At 30.6% G+C, this 22,056-nt stretch carries 25 protein-coding genes; 5 read left to right on the forward strand and 20 right to left on the reverse strand.

The window, feature by feature from the left end:
- Positions 1-473 precede the first annotated feature (473 nt).
- The 3 genes from B7R67_RS04585 to B7R67_RS04595 form a co-directional block, all read right to left on the reverse strand.
- Positions 474-875, reverse strand: coding sequence for a hypothetical protein (locus B7R67_RS04585; RefSeq protein ID WP_088068004.1), 402 nt, complete (start codon positions 873-875; stop codon positions 474-476).
- 174 nt (positions 876-1,049) lie between these two features.
- Positions 1,050-1,412: a YciI family protein gene (locus tag B7R67_RS04590; RefSeq protein ID WP_088068006.1), complete on the reverse strand. Its 363-nt coding sequence runs from the start codon at positions 1,410-1,412 to the stop codon at positions 1,050-1,052.
- 160 nt (positions 1,413-1,572) lie between these two features.
- The gene (locus B7R67_RS04595; protein WP_088068008.1) at positions 1,573-2,010 is read right to left on the reverse strand and encodes a hypothetical protein; all 438 of its coding nucleotides are present in this window, start codon (positions 2,008-2,010) and stop codon (positions 1,573-1,575) included.
- Between the two features lie 240 nt (positions 2,011-2,250).
- On the opposite strand from B7R67_RS04595, the gene B7R67_RS04600 reads away from it, so the two are divergent.
- The 4 genes from B7R67_RS04600 to B7R67_RS04615 all read left to right on the forward strand — a co-directional run bounded on the left by B7R67_RS04600 (position 2,251) and on the right by B7R67_RS04615 (position 6,058).
- A complete protein-coding gene (locus B7R67_RS04600) occupies positions 2,251-3,435 on the forward strand; it encodes a Ger(x)C family spore germination protein (RefSeq protein WP_088068009.1) in 1,185 nt (394 codons plus the stop codon).
- A gap of 1,175 nt (positions 3,436-4,610) precedes the next feature.
- Entirely contained in the window at positions 4,611-5,057 is a 447-nt protein-coding gene (locus B7R67_RS04605) for a MarR family winged helix-turn-helix transcriptional regulator (protein WP_235822088.1), read from the forward strand.
- A gap of 31 nt (positions 5,058-5,088) precedes the next feature.
- Entirely contained in the window at positions 5,089-5,727 is a 639-nt protein-coding gene (locus B7R67_RS04610) for a nitroreductase family protein (protein WP_088068011.1), read from the forward strand.
- Positions 5,728-5,764: 37 nt separating this feature from the next.
- Positions 5,765-6,058: a putative quinol monooxygenase gene (locus tag B7R67_RS04615; protein WP_088068013.1), complete on the forward strand. Its 294-nt coding sequence runs from the start codon at positions 5,765-5,767 to the stop codon at positions 6,056-6,058.
- A gap of 225 nt (positions 6,059-6,283) precedes the next feature.
- Here B7R67_RS04615 and B7R67_RS04620 read toward each other — a convergent pair whose 3' ends face one another.
- From B7R67_RS04620 to B7R67_RS04670, 11 genes are all read right to left on the reverse strand, one after another.
- Positions 6,284-6,847 (reverse strand): GNAT family N-acetyltransferase, encoded by a 564-nt coding sequence (locus B7R67_RS04620; protein WP_088068015.1) that lies wholly within the window; start codon positions 6,845-6,847, stop codon positions 6,284-6,286.
- 177 nt (positions 6,848-7,024) lie between these two features.
- A complete protein-coding gene (locus B7R67_RS04625) occupies positions 7,025-7,297 on the reverse strand; it encodes a GNAT family N-acetyltransferase (protein WP_235822089.1) in 273 nt (90 codons plus the stop codon).
- 1 nt (position 7,298) lies between these two features.
- A complete protein-coding gene (locus B7R67_RS04630) occupies positions 7,299-7,544 on the reverse strand; it encodes a (4Fe-4S)-binding protein (RefSeq protein WP_088068018.1) in 246 nt (81 codons plus the stop codon).
- A gap of 210 nt (positions 7,545-7,754) precedes the next feature.
- The gene (locus tag B7R67_RS04635; RefSeq protein ID WP_088068020.1) at positions 7,755-8,570 is read right to left on the reverse strand and encodes a lipid II flippase Amj family protein; all 816 of its coding nucleotides are present in this window, start codon (positions 8,568-8,570) and stop codon (positions 7,755-7,757) included.
- A gap of 416 nt (positions 8,571-8,986) precedes the next feature.
- On the reverse strand, positions 8,987-9,472 hold the full coding sequence (locus tag B7R67_RS04640; protein WP_088068022.1) for a GyrI-like domain-containing protein: 486 nt from the start codon (positions 9,470-9,472) through the stop codon (positions 8,987-8,989).
- 140 nt (positions 9,473-9,612) lie between these two features.
- Positions 9,613-10,125, reverse strand: a complete 513-nt coding sequence (locus B7R67_RS04645) for a DUF4367 domain-containing protein (RefSeq protein WP_088068023.1) — start codon at positions 10,123-10,125, stop codon at positions 9,613-9,615.
- A 188-nt stretch (positions 10,126-10,313) separates the two neighbouring features.
- Entirely contained in the window at positions 10,314-11,408 is a 1,095-nt protein-coding gene (locus B7R67_RS04650) for a GerAB/ArcD/ProY family transporter (RefSeq protein ID WP_088068025.1), read from the reverse strand.
- A gap of 16 nt (positions 11,409-11,424) precedes the next feature.
- On the reverse strand, positions 11,425-12,495 hold the full coding sequence (locus B7R67_RS04655; protein WP_088068027.1) for a Ger(x)C family spore germination protein: 1,071 nt from the start codon (positions 12,493-12,495) through the stop codon (positions 11,425-11,427).
- Between the two features lie 22 nt (positions 12,496-12,517).
- Positions 12,518-14,008: a spore germination protein gene (locus B7R67_RS04660; RefSeq protein ID WP_088068028.1), complete on the reverse strand. Its 1,491-nt coding sequence runs from the start codon at positions 14,006-14,008 to the stop codon at positions 12,518-12,520.
- A gap of 102 nt (positions 14,009-14,110) precedes the next feature.
- On the reverse strand, positions 14,111-14,374 hold the full coding sequence (locus tag B7R67_RS04665; protein WP_142289519.1) for a hypothetical protein: 264 nt from the start codon (positions 14,372-14,374) through the stop codon (positions 14,111-14,113).
- A gap of 277 nt (positions 14,375-14,651) precedes the next feature.
- Complete coding sequence (locus tag B7R67_RS04670; RefSeq protein WP_088068032.1) at positions 14,652-15,599, reverse strand: DNA/RNA non-specific endonuclease; 948 nt, start codon at positions 15,597-15,599, stop codon at positions 14,652-14,654.
- Positions 15,600-16,013: 414 nt separating this feature from the next.
- Between B7R67_RS04670 and cls the strand changes: the two genes are divergently transcribed.
- Positions 16,014-17,498: a cardiolipin synthase gene (gene cls, locus B7R67_RS04675; protein ID WP_158095025.1), complete on the forward strand. Its 1,485-nt coding sequence runs from the start codon at positions 16,014-16,016 to the stop codon at positions 17,496-17,498.
- Between the two features lie 164 nt (positions 17,499-17,662).
- Here the strand turns inward: cls and B7R67_RS04680 are convergent, their stop codons facing one another.
- From B7R67_RS04680 to B7R67_RS04700, 6 genes are all read right to left on the reverse strand, one after another.
- A complete protein-coding gene (locus B7R67_RS04680) occupies positions 17,663-18,115 on the reverse strand; it encodes a group-specific protein (RefSeq protein ID WP_235822091.1) in 453 nt (150 codons plus the stop codon).
- Between the two features lie 145 nt (positions 18,116-18,260).
- On the reverse strand, positions 18,261-18,419 hold the full coding sequence (locus tag B7R67_RS22025; protein ID WP_158095026.1) for a hypothetical protein: 159 nt from the start codon (positions 18,417-18,419) through the stop codon (positions 18,261-18,263).
- Positions 18,406-18,765, reverse strand: coding sequence for a hypothetical protein (locus B7R67_RS04685; RefSeq protein ID WP_088068035.1), 360 nt, complete (start codon positions 18,763-18,765; stop codon positions 18,406-18,408). The genes B7R67_RS22025 and B7R67_RS04685 overlap by 14 nt, the downstream gene beginning before the upstream one ends.
- A 258-nt stretch (positions 18,766-19,023) precedes the next feature.
- The gene (locus tag B7R67_RS04690; RefSeq protein WP_088068037.1) at positions 19,024-19,347 is read right to left on the reverse strand and encodes a helix-turn-helix domain-containing protein; all 324 of its coding nucleotides are present in this window, start codon (positions 19,345-19,347) and stop codon (positions 19,024-19,026) included.
- 325 nt (positions 19,348-19,672) lie between these two features.
- Positions 19,673-19,993 (reverse strand): hypothetical protein, encoded by a 321-nt coding sequence (locus B7R67_RS04695; RefSeq protein WP_088068039.1) that lies wholly within the window; start codon positions 19,991-19,993, stop codon positions 19,673-19,675.
- Between the two features lie 382 nt (positions 19,994-20,375).
- On the reverse strand, positions 20,376-22,034 hold the full coding sequence (locus tag B7R67_RS04700; RefSeq protein ID WP_088068041.1) for an Ig-like domain-containing protein: 1,659 nt from the start codon (positions 22,032-22,034) through the stop codon (positions 20,376-20,378).
- Positions 22,035-22,056: the final 22 nt, after the last annotated feature.

The raw sequence follows: 22,056 nt of genomic DNA on the forward strand, positions 1-22,056 counted from the left end.
TAATATCCGTTTTAATTTTATCTGAGTCACATAGATCTTGAAGATAGATCAAACAGATTTGTTGTTCGTAATATTCAAAAGAATGGACAATTAAATCATTTGATCCCTGAAATTCTTGCTTAAGAGCATCTATTACTGTAACTTGACTTCTCATAAATTTATGCTTCCTTTTTTATATTTCTTTAATTATTATATAGTATGTCAAATTAAAGCTTATCCATTCTATTCAAATTCGTATTACGATTCTTCCACCTTATTGATTTGAGAATTAATTAAGTTATTTTAAGAGTTTACTAATTGGAAATACCATAATCAAAATAAAAAAAGCTCTTACTAGAGCTTTTATATTGATTACCTTCTTTCTTGTATTTATAAATGAAGAAAACAAACCATATAGTCAAATAAAAAAAATATTGTTGACCTATCTAAAGAAAAAGTCCGACGAATCTCTTGTGTTCCAACTATGTCATTTTTTAATTCCTTACAATTTTAATCGAGGCACTAGTGGGGGTAAGGTATTTCTTTTCCTCAATGGAAAAATCAGATTGTTGACGACTTATTTCTGCGTATTGAACTACCTTGCCCTCATTAAGAAAAACCAATAAGTATAGATCATCTCTCATGTTAATCTTACTAGGGTCTTTAAAATAAACTTCTAATTGTTTATTTATACTTTCTTGAGTTGTATAAGGTGGAAAGACGAAGGCTTTGTCCCAAGTGAATTTAGCCAAAGACAATAGATCTATTTCACTTTTACTTTTGTTTTCCACTACTGAATGAATAGACTCTTCTAATTTTTTATTCTGTTGTACTTTACTTACACTACAACCTACTAACAAATAGAAAGAAAAAATGACATTACTAACTTTCTTCAATTCATATCCCCTTTTTCTTAATTACTATAAAACTGCTTACATACTCTCTTCAATTCACGCAAACCAATTTACTAAATTTTAACATACTCACTCTTTTATTGAACTAGACCGCATTATGTTGAATAAAAAAAGCGATCTTCTATTGAAGAATCGCATTGGTAATTATATTCCATTTTATTCGAATACTTGGCGAAGCTCAATCTGTCCTTCTCCAAGTCCATGTGGGTCTGGCGCCCGCATCGCCCACTCGATGGCTTCCTCTCTAGATTTCACATCAATGAACCAGTATCCTGCAATCAACTCATTAACTTCAGCGAAAGGACCCTCTGTGATGATCGGCGGTTCTCCTGGAACAGGGTAAGTAATACGAATACCATTCGAGCTTGGATGTAGTCCACCGACTGACACCAGAACTCCAGCTTCCTTCAGTTCTTCATTATATTTCTTCATCGCAGCAAACATAAGATCCATCTGTTCCTTTGGCATAGTCCCTGCTTCAGAATCCTTTGAAGCCTTCACAACCATCATAAATTTCATTTGTAACTCCTCCTCTGGGATTTGGCTTTCTATTGTTAAAGCCTTATACATTGGTAACATATATATTGTTTATACTATCCTCATTCTATCTTGGTTCAAGCTATTTGATTTGACAGTTTCGTTCATTTCAATTGAATAACAGTTCAGAACAAAATATTAGTTAATCTTTAACATATTTCTTATAGAAGTCACCAAAGACTACGATACTAGTGTCAAACCCAGCAGCTAGATTACTGTACTTCTTAATGATTTTCATCCTTGAGTAATTTCTATTATACTTTATTTCCTCAATGTTTTTTTCAAATGTTAAACATTCTCCAATTAGTATATCTCGATCTTCCTTTTCATTTGGATGAATAGTCCCTAAATCTAATTGAGTTAAACCCTCTCTTGCCTTTTTCACTTTTTTTAAGATTAAGTCAAGTTCATCGTATTTCAACTTTGTTTTCTTTTCACTGATTAACCACTTTTGTTCATACATCGCGAGTATTGATTGTATTTCGCCGTTTGGTTGGAATGTGTATTGGATATTTTGAATGTCCTTTCGGTAGATTTCTAAACCATCCGAATAAGGTTCAAATGTTACCGTTTTATTCATACTAAAACTTGTACTTTACTCTTTGCATTAGTTAGATATGAAATTCTTCAGAAACTGTAGTTAACTTAAGTGAACCGCTTAGAAAATTTTATATTAATCTAAACAAATAGTAGATTAAATTAATTATAAAAAAAGTACATGTATTTCCAATGAATGTAAAAAATATATGTAAAATATGGGTAATTTGCAAAAATCACTTTTATCATTCTACATACAAAAGATAAAACATTGGAGAATCAAATGACAATAAAGAAATATATAGTTTCATTTATGATTTTAACAGTAATTTTAAGTGGTTGCTCTAACTATAAAGAATTAAATCAAATATCGATTGTTCTAGCAATGGGGGTCGACTACTTACCGAAAGAAAAAAAATATGAGATGATCCTTCAAATTCTTAATCCTAGTTCGATTGCCACACAATCAGGTTCACAAGGTGTTCCAATTATTTCATTAGAAGATAAAGGTAAAACCATATCAGAAGCAGCACGAAATGTGACAAAGAAAGGATCTCGAACAAATATTTATTCTCATATTGCACTTGTCGTAATAGGAGAAACATTAGCAAGAGAAAAATCACTGAATTATATTTTTGATGTATTTGAAAGAGATTCAAAAATACGTGTAAATATTCCAGTAGTTATTGCTAGAAATAAAAACGTAGATAAAGTAATGAATAATTTGGCAACACTTGATAAACTTTCAGCTAAATCAATTGTAGGTAAAATTAATAATACATCAGCTCTTTTAGGTGAAAACCAAAAAACATTAATTCGTCATGCAATTTCAGCAATTTCTAGTAGTGGAAGAGAACCAATAATAAATGGTGCAAGTTTAAAAAATGAAAGTGAATCATCAGAGACACTTGAAGATTGGGGTAAAGTCAATTCAAGTTTTGATATGATAAATGGCACAGGGATATTTAGAAATGCAAAATTAGTTGGGTGGTTAGATGGACCACCAGCAAAATCAATCCAAGTTGTTGATAATTTGATCAAAGAAACTAATTTAGAAATACCATGTAATAAAAAAGAATATGATTCGATGGAGCTTACTCGGGTAAAATCAAAGACTGAAATTAAAATGAAGGGCAATATCCCAATCATTACGATCAAAATTAACTCCATTGGACATATTGACGAAGTGCTTTGTAATGACAATTTTGATAAAGCAGCATCCCTCAAAAAATATGAAATATCAGCTGAAAATGTTTTAAAACAATCAGTAGAAAAAGGGATAACTGAAGTTAAAAAACTCGGTGGAGATGCATTTGGATTTGGTGAAAAATTATACACCGCTAACCCTAAAGTTTATAAAAAATATGAGAAGAATTGGAACGATACATTTAAAAAGGCAAAAGTAACAGTTAGTGTCGATGTTAAAATTAATGATGTCGGAATGAGAAAGAAAGCTTATCCTTATTAGGTGAGAAGGTAAGAAAGGATAGCTAATGGCAATCCTTTCTTTCTTTTTTCTAACATGTTATTAGAATTATATATACTTATCCAAATGTATCTAAGAGAATTGTTCGTTCAATTAGAAATAAAAAAGAGAGAAACTCAGGATAAGGAGTTTCCCTTAAAAAATAGGTGATATTGGTAAAAAATAAAATGTAATTTTACCCTATATTATATAAAAAGTAATAGTAATTGTTTAGGTTATCTGCCTTTTTGAAAGGTGATATTTTCCAATAATTATACAACTAATGTATTAGCTGTATAAGGAATACGTTTAATCTGAAAATTCTTTGATCAAAACCTCTAATTCTGTTAGTACTATATAATTTTCTTCGTTATTTCCCTCAATTTTTTTAAAATCACTCTACATTTTAATCTAGTAATTCCTACTTTACAGAATTTTTAATTGATAATACCCCATCTTCCATATAATATACTTTGTCACAATAACCTAGCATTCGTTCATCGTAGGTCACCAAGATTGCAGCTTTTTTTATTTTCTTTACCTCACTAGACTAAAATAACAATTACTTCATTTTATAATATTCCAATTATATCCTTTATCGTAATTTTATATCTAGTTTAAAATAAGTAATTTAGTACCTTTAATAACAAATTTCCATCAATATTATAACATTACTTATAGAACTTATCCTACGAGTACTTCTATAGTTAATGTTCCAAAACAACTTTTCCATTAGAAGCTCTCGATTGATCTTGAGCAATTAACAACTCAAAGGGCTAATCGTCTTATTATAAAACTCCTTCTTCAGCTAACTTGCCAGTTTGTTCATAAAAAAAAGAGTCACTTTTGTGATCTAACTATTGCTTGGTTCTTTCAATCAAAAGTTTTCACGATTAAATTTTAAGATTATTTGAATACAGTAAAACTATCTTTTGATGTATTTTTACATATTATTTAATAAAAATGAGATACTAACATTTTTGTATAAAAGAACAGTTTAATGATTTGAATTACCTGAAATTTTAAACATCATAAAAGATTTTATTTTGTACTTGATTTATTTAGTTCAAGGGTGTAAATTAATTGATGTATCAATCGTTGACGTATCAATTATTGATACCTCAACAATTATTAACCGTTAATAATAAACAATATCCTATTTGTTTTGGAGGTTACGCGTGCCTAATAGAAATGAAACAAAAGTATTATCACTATTAAAAGAATTAAAAGTTCAAATTGAAACAACATTTGAAAAATGCATGGGAATTAGTCAATCACGATTAGAAATAATGAATCAATTGTATGAATGCGGAGAAATTAGTCAATCACAACTTCAAAAAACATTAAAGATTGATAGTGCTGCTATTACTAGACATTTAAAGCAACTGGAGATAAATGGAAAGATCACTCGAAGAAAGTGTGAAACTGATAACAGACTAACCTTGGTTAGTTTAACTCAATTGGGACAAGATCAAATGTCTAAATTATGGAAAGAAAAAGTAGAGTTTGTTGAGAGTATGCTTAAAGGCTTTTCAAAAGAAGAAATTGACTTAACACTCGACTATTTAAATCGCATTCAAATCAATATGAATCAAATAAATTCCAATCGAGATAATCTAGAGTAATTCTTAAAATGATAAAAAGGAGAAAACAACAATGACTACGACAACATTAACAAATAATTTTAATGAAATATTAAAAGGAAGACGCTCAATTCGTAAATATGATTCAAATGTAAAGATCTCAATGGAGGAAATGCATGAAATAATTGAAACAGCTACTTTAGCACCTTCTTCAGTAAACATGCAACCGTGGAGATTTTTAATCATTGAAAGTGATGAAGCAAAAGCTACTTTAGCACCTTTAGCTCGATTTAATCAATCACAAGTTGAAACATCTTCTGCGATGATTGCCCTGTTTGGAGACTTAAATAATTTTGACTATGCTGAAGAAATTTATGGTCGTGCAGTTGAATTAGGTTATATGCCAGCTGATGTTAAAGAAAAACAATTAGAAACACTTAGTGGCTTCTTTGCAAACAGTACAACAGAGCAAATGAAAGATACAGTTTTAATTGATGGTGGATTGGTAGCAATGCAATTTATGCTAACGGCTCGTGCTTATGGCTATGACACTTGTCCGATCGGTGGCTTCGAAAAAGACAAAATTGCAGAAGCATTCGGCATGGATAAAGATCGATATGTTCCTGTTATGTTGATCTCAATTGGTAAAGCTGTTGATGCAGGATATCAATCTGTACGCTTACCAGTTGAACGTGTAGCAGAGTGGAAATAAAAAATAAAAAAACACTATGAAAAGAAGGTAAATATACATGATTATTATTCATGCGACAATGACAATTGATTCAACAAAAGAAACAATATTTTTAGAGGAAATGACTTCGCTATTAGAATCATCAAGAGCCGAAGAAGGAAATATTTCATACGATTTAACAAAACAAACTGATAAGGAAAATGAATACATCATGGTCGAAATTTGGAAAGACATGGGTGCTGTAGCTGCACATAATACAAGTGCTCATTTTACATCGTTTGTTGCAAAAGCGAAAGATTACCTAACTGCCCCTACTGAAATCAATCTTTATGAAGCAAATAAATTAAAGTAATTTGTTGTACTTTTTTTAGTAGGAAATATAAAAGGAAACTTTAATATTTTGTTATGAAATGTTTACAAAAAAGAACCTATCTTATACTAATGTTAAGATAGGTTTTTTCATTCAAAGATTAAAACAATATTGTAGTTTTTATCAAAAAAAATCCTTATCCCTTTTTTTAATAAGGATTTTTTTCTTGTACAACTATCGCAAGCGCACAACCTGATTTTTTAAAGTTTAGTTTACCTTTGCATAAATGCATGTATCAATTAGTTTTTTTCCATCAGCTGAAAGATCTTCATTACGTAAGATCCCTTCAAGCTCAAAACCTAGTTTTTCAGGAATCGCACGACTTTTAGTGTTTTTAGATTCACATCGTATTTCAATCCTTCTAAATTTGAGTAGTTGAAAACCAAAGTTTATTATCCCACTTACAGCTTCATTCATATATCCATTGCCACTAAATTGCGAGTTAATCCAGTATCCAATTTCACATTTAGAAACCTCCCAATTAATTCTGTGAAGGCTAGTCGTCCCAATAAAATCATTAGTACCCTTATGATAGATAAGATAGCGAAAGCTTTCTCTTTTCAAAAATTCTATATGGGCATTTCTCAGGAGAATTTCCGTTTCTTCAACTGTTGGAATTGACTGGAATAAAACCAACCATTGCTTTAACTCATTAAAAGAATCCTTAATAGCTTGGTGTACTATATTCCCTTCCCCAGCTGGAAGTGGTGCTCGAAGAATTAGTCTGTCTGTTTCAATTTGTAACGGAACATCTAATAAAATAGGATTCATATAATTTCCCCTCTCGAAAATGCATGCCAGGTATATCCGAGATTACACCCATTTTCACAAATACTCCCTTAGTTTCCATAATCCTTTTTTGATACTCATACGTAATGATGTTAACATGCTGAATTGAAAAAAATGTGAAAAGGGTCGATTGTTGCCGTTCTTTAGCAATCTGTCTATTTACGCAAGCATATCTTGATATTCTTTTTTGCGTTCAAATTCAGCCTTAGCAAATGGACAAAGTGGTATAATCTTTTTGTCTTGTTCTCTCATCTCTTCTACAACGGAAGCAACAAGTTTACTTGCAATTTTTTGTCCTCTCAAGGATTCATCGACAAAAGTGTGATCAATGATCACTTTTGATGTCCCAGCTTGTACAAATGTAATTTCAGCGATAATTTTCCCTTCATCATTCTCAATAAAGTGTTTTTTCTCTGACTTTTCAATAATCATATTATTTATCATCCTTTTTATAAATATATTGTAGTGCACCACTTGGACATAAATCGATCGTTTTCATAGCTGAATCTGCTTCTCCATTATCAGCAAGAATCCATGGCTTTCTTTTTGTATCAAACACTTTCGGCATTGTCTTTACACAATTACCTGAATGTGTACAAATATCTTTATTGAAATAAATTTCAATCTCTTCTCCTGAATATTTTCGATATCCTTTACTTAGTAGGTCTTCTTTATTCATTTCATAATCCCTTCTCATTTTGTATATTTTCTTTAAACAAACACACTTATTAATTATTATACTGCTAACCTAAAAAAAGCACGACTTTTGGGGTGCTTTTCCCTTTGCCTAAAAAATAAAAATGTAACATTATCATTTTAAATTTATTTTGGGTTTAGTAGTTGTTAATTTTTTTATAGAACTAGCGCATGTGTTAATTCTATAAGTAAATTAGATCCATTTTGCAAACCAAGCAACATAGTATGCAGCAGGAATAAATAAAAGTTGAGACAAGATTGTGCCCAAAAATTTCGAACTAATCATAGTTATTGAATAGCTTTTTAAGTAGATATAATCACTTTGTTTTTTCATTACTCTATCTGCTAATACGGATGCTTTTGGATCAATAAATAAAGTAAGTAAAATTGTAGAGATTCCATTAATAACACCAGATGACATTAATGCTGCTTGAGCAAAATCTTTAGGTACTAACATTGATGCATATATTGATGAAAGAACAGATATTGTATACACAGAAGTGATAATAACATTTACAACAAAGAGACGTTTTGGAATCGTTTTTAAAGTGATATCTTTTAAATATGATATACTTGGAACTCTAAAACACTTAACAATCTTATAAAATCCGTTACGATTTAACTGACTTATAAACAGTCCTATAACTGAACCACGTTGATTAGATAACTGTATGATTGCCCTTGAAAAGATATTTACAAAAGTAGGAAATAGAAGGATTCCAAATAACACTCCAATTGTAGATACTCCAATTAAGATTCTATATTGTTCCTCTATATAAGTTAATTTGTTAACATCTGGCGCATTAGCAATGAGTTTTGCTGTCATTGGTTGCTGAATCATCGTCGAGAACCTTGAAACAATTACTAGTGTGCTAAATAAAGATAATGCAGTTGCAATTAATTTTACTCGCGCACCTGAAATCCTTGTTGAATAAGCTAAAGTTTCAATCATTGTCACAATAAATATAAATACAGATATTATGATTACTTTTCCTGTAATAAGTTCCATAACTAACTCCTCAATATCTCTAAAATATGAATATTAAATTTTAGAAAATCAATTACTATTTAGGTAAGCCAATTTAACTTTATTCAATATAAAATCTCTGAATCCTCTTTTTAAGTATTATTAAAATTTACTAAACTACGATTCTTTTAAACAAAAAAATCGACTTAATAGTCGATCTTGATAGTAAACAACGCATTTGCTAGTTCAGAACTTATTCTCTATATTTAATCCAAAATCTTTAAAATGATCTTTATATTTTTGAATTCTATTTGCATCATTTTTTGAATTTAAAAACGGTTTTCTTTTCCCAGTAACTATTATATCTTTTTCATCAGCAATTTAGCTCAACTAAAAAATCGACTTTTTCAGCCGCTCATATTTTCAACAAAAGCGCTCGTTTGTTTAATAAGAAAACATTATTTTTTTACAATCGGTATATAAATATCAAAATGTGGATCATTCAGATCATGATCTACTGGATAATGTTCATGTTTAATCGGCATATAAGGATCATAGTAATCTACACCAGCTTCTCTAAATGCGGTATACTCACTATCAAATAACCATTTATGTAAATCCGTATAGGTCTGTTGTACATCATCTCCTTTGTTATGTGTGGTTTTCACATACGTCCATTCAGGAACCCATATTTCAATCATTCCATCAGGAACTTCCTGCTCCTCATTCACTTCATACACCGCGTAATGTGTGAATCCATTCTCAATCACATGGTAAGATAGACCTAATTGAACAGTTGGATTCACCTTATACTCTAACTCATTAGCACGGTCTTTTACTTGTTGAATGACGTTTTTTAAATTCGGAGCAATTTCAGAGAATGTTCCCTCCCATATTAATCCCACTGCCCGATAAGCCGGTAACGTTATCATTTCATAACTCAAGTTATTCCCTCCTTTTCTAACAATTTTCGCTATCTATGGGTGAATCACCTTCTTTTAATAAACTTCCAAATTTATAAATAAAAAAAGCAACCAATGGTTACTTTTGCGCTTCAACTAATGCTAGCGTTCGTTAGATAAGATTATTTCATCGATCTTGCAATTTCTAATATTTTTTCTTCCGATAAACTCATACTATCTATTTTTATATGCGTTCCACCTTGGTTCCAAAAAAGTAAACCACCAGTAATGAGTTGACCATGATTATTATCCATTTGACCACTGTTTGCCCATTCTACGAAGTATCCTTTGTTTCCATTAATATCGACCTGTTTAGCGTTAGGTCCTAAATGCTCATCTTGTACTCGTAATTCTTTTCTTTGTTCAATCCCAATTAAAAGCTTAGTATCGTTGCTGTCCATGTAATGTAACCTAAAATAGGTGAACTTTTCTTTTTCTCCCCACGGGTATGTTTTTATTTCTAATGTCCAATCCTTTGGAACGTTTTTGGGAGCAAAGACCTTAAAATCTACATTATTCTTTAAAGTAGGTAAAGTAATGCTGTTGTGATTATACTTAATTTCTTTAGCCTTGATGATCACTGGGCTACTAATTAAAAATATTAGTACAATGAACAAACGAATAGAAGAAACCAAATTACTACCTCACTTCTAATTTAATTTTTGGTAGCTTATTAAAAGAATAGCTACCTCATGAAAAAGTTCTAATATAAAATAAGGTTCAAACCTAAATCGTCAGTATCGAGAACGGTTTTGAACCTATTTTTAGTTTAAATATATTAAGACTACATATAACAATTAGTCTTATTCCATTCAAATTGTTTTTAGCTACTAAGGTTGTGCTGTATTTTTGACCTAATAAAATTTACAACAAATAGAAAAGGAATATAAACATAAATTACATATAATCCAATTGTTCCTACAAAATGATTTAACATATTTAAACTTACTCTGCCTTTTATAATGAAAACTGTAGAATAGATTATTATTGAAATAATCAAAAGAGAGAACTTTGGTTTTACATTAAATGTGACTTCTAGAATTCTACCAACACTCCAAAGTGGTATACAAACTGTCGGCATTACAACAAATAACCACATGAAAATAACTACATACTCAAAACGTTCAAGAATTGGGAACGAAATGATCTTTGTCATATTTAATGTTGCCCAAAGTGCGTGTTTCATTTGTTCTTCATTAAAGTACATACATGATATGATTAAAATTACTGTATATAAAACCATAGTGGTTAAACTACTAATCTGTGCCCATTTATGTGATTTTTCCGGATTTTTAATAAATGGATAATATATTAATATTGACTCAAATCCCAAATAATTTATAGTTAAATCTTTAGTCGCCTTCATTATGCTAGTGAGGGAATGATTAAACATAGGTAAGATATTTTTTAGTTCGGCATATTTCATGGGAAATCCTATAAAAAATATAAGTAAAAAAGGTATAACGGTCCCCCAAAAACAAACACCAAGAACTACTCTAAATCCACCGGTAATAGCATAATATATTGCGATTATGAAAAAAAGACCTAGGTACCAAGCTGAAAAAGTAGGAAAGATCCATATTTGCAAGACATTTATATAAGTTCTAAATACGATTAACGCAGAAAAAATTAAGTATGTACTAAAGACTAATGTAAACAGCGTTCCAATTAATTTTCCAAAAATATTAGTATGGATATTGATTAAATTGTTATCGTTTTTTAACATTTTATATAATAAGAAAATTATTATGTTAATTGATATTCCGCTAATAATTGACACGATCCACCCGTCATAACCTACATCAGCAGATATTTTGTTTTGAAAGCCTAACATTCCTACCCCAGTTTGTGCGCCATTAATCAAAAAGAATACAAAAAACGGAGATATCTTCTCTTGCTCGCCTATAGGATGTTTCATAATTTTCTCCTTTTCTTTATTCCCCTATCCCAGATTGTAATATTGTTGTATCAACATCTACTTTAACTTTCATCTCTTGGAAAGTACTTTTGTAATCATCTAGTGACCAGTATTTCCTTTTACTTCTTATGAAATTACCAAAGCCTAATCCGTCCACATTTTTAGCCTGTAATTGGCGAACTAGCTTTTCAGATTCTTGCTTAATTTTCTCTTCTATTTGTTTTTCTACTTGTATAATATGTTTGTTTTTCTCAAGGTTGATCCACTCTGGTGAATCCTTAATCATTCCACTTAACTTTAGCTTGATATGAATTGTTGGTATTTTACTGTTATTAATAGAGTACTTTACATTGCTGTTTATATTTTGTAATAGCAACAACCCTTTTTTATCCTTTAGATGGATCGGAAATAAATGCATCCCTGATGACGAATCATTATACATGAGAGTAAAGAAGAAAGATTGGTCAACATTTAAGTTCATCACAAATTTCCCTTCTTTTAATAAGCTCAATCCACCAATGGTTACTTCATCATTTTCATTCTTTCTTAAATATGGTAAAAATGAATCTTCCCATTTGTTGTAATACATACAAAGGAATGTATGTAAGTTAAACTGTGGAATGTTTCCTGTTTTTATATTTTGTTTAATCATATTAAAGATATATAATGTATCCTTTTTCTCGGTTAACTTAATTAATTCTTGCGCTTCTTGTTCTGTAATAGCTAAATATAAGATCCTACCAATATCAGGATTATTAACCAAGCTCCTAATTGTTTCTCCAATACCTTTTTTAGCGTAATTCATACCAAATAAAACCGTTCTCAATTGGCCTACTTGGATTGTATAATTTGATTGATTATTGATTCTAAAAAGAACTTCATTATCCGTTTCAGACACCCCAGAAAGAGTTTCTGATTTTGCTGCTATTCCCTCTAAATAGTTTGGTGAAACGATTGTACCTTTTATATTTTTTCCTTCCTTATCAAATCCGATTGTATGAACAATCCGGATTTTATTCACTTCATTACTACATCCCGTTAGCAAAATACACATTCCAATACAAAAGTATCTCCAATTCAAATTCATACCTTATCGCTCCTTGCTAAAGCTAATCCTTTTTTAAGCGAGCTTTTTTACTATTATATCGCCACAAGTTTTTCGGCCTAAGATAGCCTGCTCTTTTTGATGTAAGACTATATGAAGACCGGATTATTGTATCTGCTAAATCTGCCTTTCTAAATGGATAAAAAGGTAATAAATAAGGCGCTCCTAATGAGGTCAATCGTAATAGATGAATTAATATCATGATCATTCCAAATATTATTCCGTATCCTCCTACTGCACCTGCTAATATAATCAAAGGAAACCTTAATAAGCGAATCGTATTTGACATTTTAAAAATTGGAGTTGTAAAGGATGCTAAAGCTGATAAAGCCACTATGATTAACAATATATTACTACTTAATGCAGCTGCCACAGATGCCTGTCCAATTACAATCCCTCCTACTATCCCTAAGGTTTGTCCAACTTTTGTCGGAAGTCTAGCACCGGCCTCACGTAGTAGTTCAATTGTAATTTCTAAAAATAGTACTTCTAGTAAAGGAGGAAATGGAACATTAGCTCTTGAGAAAACAATTGGCCCCATTAAATCTTTCGGAATCATTGTATAATGATGAGTTAAGACAGCTACATAAATTGAAGTAGTAAAAGTTGAAAAGAACACACCAAAAATTCGAATTAACCGAAAAAAAGAACCAACTATCCAAGGCAGATAATAATCTTCAGGTGAAATAAAGAAATCGAATAAATTAGAAGGTGCCGTTATAGCATAAGGAGATCCATCACTCAAAATAGCAACTTGTCCATTAATCATTGTATATACTGCACGGTCTACCCTTTCAGTTGATAAAAATAAAGGAAAGGGAGTATTTGAGTTATCTGAAATTAAATGTTCTATAGTTGTTGCGTCAAAGATTACATCAAAATCTAATTCTGTTATTCGTTGTCTTATTGTATTTATATATTCTTCGTTTGTAATATCTTTAATATAAGCTACTACTATTTTAGTTTTAGATGTTGAGCCCACAGTAAACTCTTCAAAAATCAGGTTTGGAGTTACGATATGTTTCCTTAATAAATTTAGATTTACTTGAATGTCTTCAACAAAGCCAGTTTTTGGACCAACGACACTATATTCATTCTCAGAGTCATTGTAAATTCTTTTTCCGACCTTCACATCTTTTACATTAAGAAGTGCTACTTTTTTAGGTTCACCTTTTATTTGTAAGAGAATATTTCCTTGTAATAATTTTTCTTCTACTTCTTTAGCATCTGAAGTAACAGATATATCATTTAATGGAATCATACTTTTAATTTCGTTTATATCATTTATTTCTTGATTCAAATATGGAAGAACGAAATGATGAATAGTTTCAGAATCTACCAATGTCTGATAAAAAAATAAATTATATGTAATATTATTGATTGGAAGGTTTATATGAGCAAAATCGCTTGATTGACTTACTAAATTTATCATTTGATTTATATCTATCGTGTTGTTTTTCGCTTCCACTTTCTTTCTATTTAAACGACTTTGCATAGTTACTCCTCCTTTTCAGAAACAAAAGGTTAAATGAAAATTTTCTTTCATTATTATTTGTGGAAAAAGTAAATGTATTCATTAAAATAAAATGGGGACGTCTCATAAGTCGATTTTTATGACTATGTGACGGCCGTCTGCATTCGGATAGTTTGCTACATACCCCCAAAATACTAAACTAGTTTTACTACCTACTCGGCTCACCAATATAAATTCCTCTTTAACTGTAGCATAATAGTTTTTAGCAAATTCTCCACCTGAATCATACACATAACCTTTATTTGTTTTTGTAAAACTATTTAAACTTACCATTTCCTTACCCGAACTGTTTTTTACAAGAAAAAATAACGATTCGTTCTCGCTCATCTTGAAATTAGACCATTAATATTCTGGAATTGGTAATTTTTTTCTTTTTCTTATTCTACTATCCTGCCAAATAAATAAAAAAGCAGCCAATGGCTGCTTTTGATCTTTTACTAACGCATTCGTTAGATTGAACTGGATTATTTAAGTAGTAAAAAGGGTCTTTAGAAGGTCCTTTTTACTTAAGAAGTATTAATTATCAAGGGAATTAATACTAGCATCATTTTATAACTTGACTTTATACATCAAAAAGATGAACAGAATCGCTAAATAAATCCCTTTATTCACCAACTAAGCCATCACCATCTCGATCATCCATATATTTATAGAGCCATGAATCTCTTGTAATTGGCATTTTATAGCCAGCAGCCTTTGCTTCAGCGATCGTAATAATTCCATTATGATTGGTATCGACCTTACTAACATCTTCATTACTACTTTCCGTTTTGTTTGCAGGCAAATTGCCTGACTTCGGTGTCTTACTTCTAGTACCTTTGGATTCCTCTAAATTTTTGTTCACTTTATCTGGGTTTACATTGTCAAATTCATCCGTAATGGTTCTGCCCTGAATTTTGTATGTGAATTTATAATGGTTAGGAATTTGCGTCTTAGTATTTGGATATGTAATTACTGCTACGAAATCAGTGCAACCTCCTGCATCTCGAATCACTTTTTCCATATAAGCTTGATCACCATGCCGATTGAGATTGCTGTCTTGAGGTGTAATGTTATATGCATTGGATACTCCCCCAAGCGAATCAGCAATCACATGCCCTTTATCCAAAGTTGGACTCTCTGTACCAGGAACATTTGCTTCATCAGAGTAATATCTACCTGTTGACAAAACGTGATCAGTTTTCGAATTTTGAAGTGTTATCTTTTTCGCCTCAACACGAATTAGCTGACCGAAATCATTTGTATAAGCCCAATATTCCCGTTTTCCAAATCCGACATCTACTTTGACATTCGACATTCTATGTCCTGACATATCCCCGCCGTTTACTTCAATTAGGGTATATTTGCTGTAATCAAATTCTCCCGTTGTACCTGTTACCTCACTAGATATAGGAACACTTTTGTTGGGTTCACTTTCACTTGTTGGGGATTGCACTTTATTTGATGAAGTCTGTTCAGTGATTTTTCCACAACCCACAAATACAGATAGTGAAATCACGGTAAATAAAATCAAATATAATCTTTTGTTCACACTTTTGCACGCCTTTCTCATGTTTCTACTCTAGACAAATCACATTTAACGATAACACATTTTGAGCGTTTGTTGGAATATTTCTATCGATTGTATTGAATCTTTATGCAACTAACTTGAACATTTTTTATATAAAAAATGACCGACAAAATTGTCGGTCACGTTTCATGTTGTACGAGTATGGCATGCGATAGTGTATTAAGGTTTAAATATATGTGATTGATAATCGTTAATTAGCTCCTATAAGTTAGTTTTCATTTGCACCTTCAAATCTATATACATCATTCTAACTTTTAAATTAATTTAAGGGTAGTCTAAAATATTGAATAGTAATATTTAAGTTAGGAAAAGTTAAGCCGTGTACAAATTATTTTCCTAAATAGTAGGTGATTTAAAATTAGACCGAATAATTATAAAATCTTGTTTGCAATTTTGTTGCTTATCTTATGGAAACTATTAATAGATCGTTCACCTGGATCATTTAATGTAACCTTGCATTTAATAATTTCCATTAGTGTAATTGCAATATCATGTAAATTATTCTTTGAAAATCGCAATCCACAAAGTACACTTTCTTGGCTATTATTACTCGCAGTCACACCTACATTTGGAGTTATTTTATATCTACTATTTGGACGTTTAAAGACAAGACGAAAAAAACTAATTCGACATTCAATGTTTAAAATCCCTCAAAATAATATTGTTAAATCGGATAATCGTATTACATTGTCATCTAAATCCTCTAAATTAAGTTCTATTATTGAAAAATTAACTGGTGCTCCAGTTGATCAAAATACAGATGCTACTTTATTAATTAATGGAGATGAAATGTTTTCTAAGCTAAAAGAATCTCTCTTAAATGCAAAACATTCCATCTATATCCAGTACTATATCTTTCGTACTGACACAATTGGTAATGAGATACTTGACATATTAAGAATGAAAGCAAATGATGGAATTGATGTACGTTTGATAATTGATGGTTTAGGAAGTAAAAGTTTTAAAAAGAAGATTTTTAGAACTTTAAGTGATTTTGGGGTTAAAGTAGCTAAGTTTGATCCAATTACAACTTGGTCATTTGGTACAATAAATTATCGAAATCATAGAAAAATCGTAGTAATAGACGGTATTAATGGGTTTACTGGAGGGTTAAATGTTGGAGACGAATATTTAGGGAGGTCAAAACTAGGGTTTTGGAGAGATACCCATTTATTGATCGAAGGTAATGCGGTAAAAGATTTAGAAAATATTTTTCTGCAAGACTGGTACTATTCTACTTTATATGATTCAGATGAAACGATAAAAAATATTTTAAACAATGATTCTAAAAAAACTAATCCGATTAATGAGCAAGTTAGTAAAATAAATTTTACAGGTGCTGTTCAAATAATTGGAAGTGGTCCTGACACAAAAGAACCAACAATGAGAAATGCGTTTCACTCTCTACTTACAATTGCTGAGGATAGTATCTGGATTGCTACACCTTATTTTGTTCCTGACCAAGAAATATTAACCATTTTAAAGCTTAAAGCCCTTTCTGGTGTAGATGTTCGAATAATATATCCAGGAAAAAGTGATAGTATTTTAAGTGATTCAGCTTCGCAATCATATTTTGCTCCTCTATTAGAAAGTGGAGTAAAAATTTATAAATATAAAAAGAATTTTCTACACGCCAAAGTAATACTGATTGATAATGAAATCGCTTCAGTTGGTACAGCTAATTTAGATATTCGTAGCCTTCATTTAAATTACGAATTAACAACCTTTTTATATGATTCAAATGTTGTTAAGCAAGTTAACCAATCTTTTATTAACGATTTTTCGGTTTCAACTCAAATAATATTTTCAGAATTTAAAGAACGAAGCCTATTTAAAAAATTTATTGAATCCTTAACACGCTTATTTTCACCATTATTATAAAATATTACTGTATGAATGGATGATACAAAGAGCGGTTATGAAAAATTCACCTCACCAATTATTTAAAAACATTAATAATTGGAGGTGAATTTTTTGTGAAATTTCATTTTGTCGTACAATAGTGCACGATACGCGTTAGTTTATGATGTTAAGGCGAAACACTGCTATTCAAAATTTCGAAATTGTTCCGGCAACAATTCAACTTGCTTGAGTTTTATTTCATTTTTTTGTTCTGACAATACAAAATCGATAAAAGATGGTAAATCACCAACAAAGGTTTTAACACCCTTAACATGATAAAAGGTACTAGTCGTTTCAAAATCCAAAATATCGTTTTGTTCAGAGTATAAGTAAATTGGTTTTCCAACTCCCAAAGCAATACCAAATTCGATATGGCTCCCTTTACCAGCTGGACTCAAAACAATGATAAAATCTGATTCTAGTACAGCGTTTACTTCTTCTTCACCAATTTGTTTTAAGTCTTTCAAAGTGTTGGCAGGTTGATTTTGAGTCCAATCATAAGTTTGAAAATATCCTTTTTCATTTAAACAAGAAGCAACTAATCTTACCGTATCTATATTTCTAAAACTTGATGCCACGTAGTACTTCATTTTCATTTAACTCTCCTTAAATTTGCTTTACTTACTAAACACACTACTTTCAGCTTAAACTAAACTGCTTGTTAGCAAAAAATCCCACATTACTGCCAATCATGTTATGCAACTAAATCATTCGTTAGTTGAAGATCGAATATTAATTAACTTACCATCCATTATTTGGAACAACAATATTTTTCCAACCATCTTTTGAATGTACTTGAATGATTTTACTGTTACTCAAAATCTCAACTGGTTTCCCATCAACATTATACGTCGTTACTTTAAATTTAATCTTTGCTGAATCGTATTCACGGTGACACACAGTTACTTCTTATTTTTAATAATTTAGTTAAAGCTAAATGAAAACTAGCGATCACTAACCCACCTAATAAAATAATAATAACGATTATAATATGATAAAAAGAAATTAATTTAAAACCTATTATTAAAGAAGCAATTAAAAACAGAATCATAATAACGTACCTCTTGTTTGCAAATAGACTAATAAAACAACTTGCAAGTATAAAAGTTGAAGGAACGAAAATAAAGATTATTACAATATTATTAAATAAAAGAAACTCATCTTCAAAAGGTCCCGTGGGATAAAAATTAATACTAAAAAACAATGAAACAAAGATACTAATAATTAACCAAGCTTTATATAACATTTACTTTTCCCCTTTATTCACCTTTTTTAATAGTACCTTTTATTTGACCACACACTCTAGTAATTTGTGAAAAGCTACCGTTAAACAGATCAATATTTCATTTTCTTACAAATCTATTACTCTTTATTTAAGTAATGTATACTATTATATTTCGAATACCCGTATACACAAAAACAATAGTTTGGATGAGAAACATTCCCTGTATTATTGAAAAAAAAGAAGTTACCAAATCGAAGGTAGCTTCTCTTTTGTTATTAATTAAGGTATAGTAGTAAACTCCACATTTAACAACCATTTATCCAGCGCTGACTTAGGATAATATATCTTTGAACCGATTTTTATATGAGGAAGCTCGCTTGTATAACTATCATCACCTTCTGGTAACTCAGTTAACTTTTGAATTTCCTCCTTACTTAAACCTAGATAATTAACTAATTCTGACTGTGTTAATAGTTGGTGCTGAACTGCTTGTTTTGTCGAAACATTGGGTTGAGCGAATAAACCATTATGGATAATCCAACTTCCTATTACAATGCATACACCTAAAAAGAATATTGAAAATGCAACTAGATTATTTTTCATTCTTCACCTCTTTTTATCTAATTCACTCACAGACATAATTACTCTTTCTTATTGAATATCTTACCATTAGCTCAATTTAAAAAAATCATCTGTAATCATATAATTTTAACAATAATTTACTTTGAATTTCTAAAGCAAATTATCCTATTAATAAATATTAAAATCCGATTACACAATAAAAAAATCGACTATACAGTCGATCAATTTGAACTCCTAAGGCTGAGCTTATTTGAATAAGAACCAATCCCTATTGCTCTTGGTATTGTCAAAACTTTTGTTTTGACTTTCCTACCGGCTAGAGATCTCCTTAAAATTGTAAACCCCATTAATTTGTGAAATACCCGTTAATAATTGAATCCACAGTTTCAATAATTGAAGTAATAGCTGTTTTTTTTTGTTTATTCACTAAAAGTAAAACATCGTACTTATTATTTAGTTCATTAAGTTGTACACTTAAGGGTGTAACAAATTCTTGTGAAATTGTTTCGTTACGATATTGTATAAATGCTTTCTCTGCTGCTGAATATCTTGTCCTAACTTTATCTATTTCTTTTGTTAATTCGTCTAACTCTTTATCTAGTCTTTTAATTTCTGCATTTAATTCTTTCTTCCATCTAAGTAATCCATGTACATTCGTATTACTCAATGTGTATTCCTCCCTAAATATCGAATACTACATCGTACTCCATTGGATACTTGTTTGTTCCTGATCATATCATAATACCGCTTTCATGGCTGGGACTTGCACCCTATAGAATATGCACATGCTGGGCGCACATAAGAAAGGCTCAAATTAAATTTCAGCTTAATCAATTTCAAAAGGTCAATATTTTTCAACTTTTCAACATCAAGATTTCATATTTAATTTCTATTGTTCACTTCACTCCAGAGAAGTCAAATTGGAACATTTTCAGCATAAAACTAACAATAATAATTTATCTTCTTATTCATTTAATATGAAAACTCACCCTTCCCCAATGGAAAAGACCTCGAACTTCTAGCTCAAGGTCTTTTGTTAAGTTCTATAATTAATTTACTTTTTTAATAGTTGCTACACTTCTATTATTCGATTTATCGTAAGAATATATTGTAAGAATCGTATTTTTACTTTGAGGTGAAATTTTAACTGACCAAGTTCCACTTTTTGTTACAGTTGTTGAAGCTAATAATGAATTCTTTTTATATATTTTAATAGTTGCATAAGGTTCACTATTACCAGATATTGTCTTGCTATTGGTAGTAAATGAACTTACAAGCGGTGCTTGTGGTGAAATGACATCTTTCACGCTAATTGATTTTGGGTAGCTTGTTACTCCATATTTGTTTCTTACAATTACTGTAATCTTTGAATCTGCAGGTTGAGGTTTAATCTTTAAACTATATGCTCCTTTGTTATTTACAGTAGTAGAGCCTATATTTTTTGAACCATTTTTCACTATAACAGTAGTGTAAGCTTGAGCTTTTCCAGTAATTATTGTACTTTTATTTGTTAGTTGATTAATTGAAGGCATTGCCGGTGCTTTTAATACCTTAATAATGGTAGCTTTACTGCTATTATTTGAATTATCTTTTGCTGTAACCGAAAGTAATGTACCAACCTTTTGCTTTGGAATTGTAATAGAGTATTTTCCATTACTTGATACTCTTTTTGAACTAATTAGTTTGTTATCTTTTATGATATTCACTAATGCGTAAGGCTCCGCTTTACCTGTCACTATAGTTGTAATATCACTTACTGGGTTGACAACTGGTGCAGTTGGAGGGGTTTTATCAATCAGTTTTGCTACGGTCGGTTTACTTTTATTTCCTACTAAATCCGTAGCAGTTGTATTAACGTAACCTGTGTCATTCAAACCTTTAATCGATAATTTAAATTTCCCATTCTTATCCGCTTTTGTTGTAATTACATTTTTTAATACTGTATTTTGTGTTGTGTTTAATTTCGTTTTTGTAGAAAACAGTTTTGCATTCATTGGCTTCACAGAAAAACTGGAACTGCTAGATGACATTGCATTTGTTTGTTGTAAACCTGAACGAACAGAATTTTGTATCGCATTTGCAGAAACAGACACCGTAGCATTTGGTTCGGTAAAACCTTGCATTACATATGTTTCTTCATCAATATTTGTAATAACTGGTGGCTTTGGCGCTACCGTATCACGAAGCACTTTTTCAGTTAAGTAATCTGCCCCTTGTGGAGCATCTGCTAAACCGAGTTCATCATAATCGTACCATAAGTTTACATTTGAATTTGCTTTAAGCGGTTTTTCTAGTTCTATTTTAAAAGACCCATCAGGATTAGTTATTGTATTGTAATTTTGACTTGTTAAAGCGTATAGATGAATATTACCAGGTGCGTGCCCAGTAATGGTTAAAGATGAATCGTATAACGGATCAACAAAAATTTGAGATGCCGCTTTACTTTTTACCTCAACAGAAATATAGTCTGTTAAACCTTGATAAGAAGCTTTTACAAGAGTATTACCTGTTTTATTTGCAATAATTTTATTAGAATGATCAATTGTAACAATAGAATTATCTAATGATTCAAGTGTAATTTCATTAGGATCTAATAATGTTCGAACGCCAGCATCATCTATGTATTCTAGACTATAATAGGTCGAGGATCCTTCGCGTAACAAAATAGCTGGATCTTTAAATTGTATTCTTTTTGAATTGTTTTTCAAAATTGGGAACCTCTGAACTTCA

This window comes from Gottfriedia luciferensis (genome assembly GCF_002156865.1).
GTDB classification, from domain to species: Bacteria; Bacillota; Bacilli; order Bacillales; family Bacillaceae_G; genus Gottfriedia; species Gottfriedia luciferensis.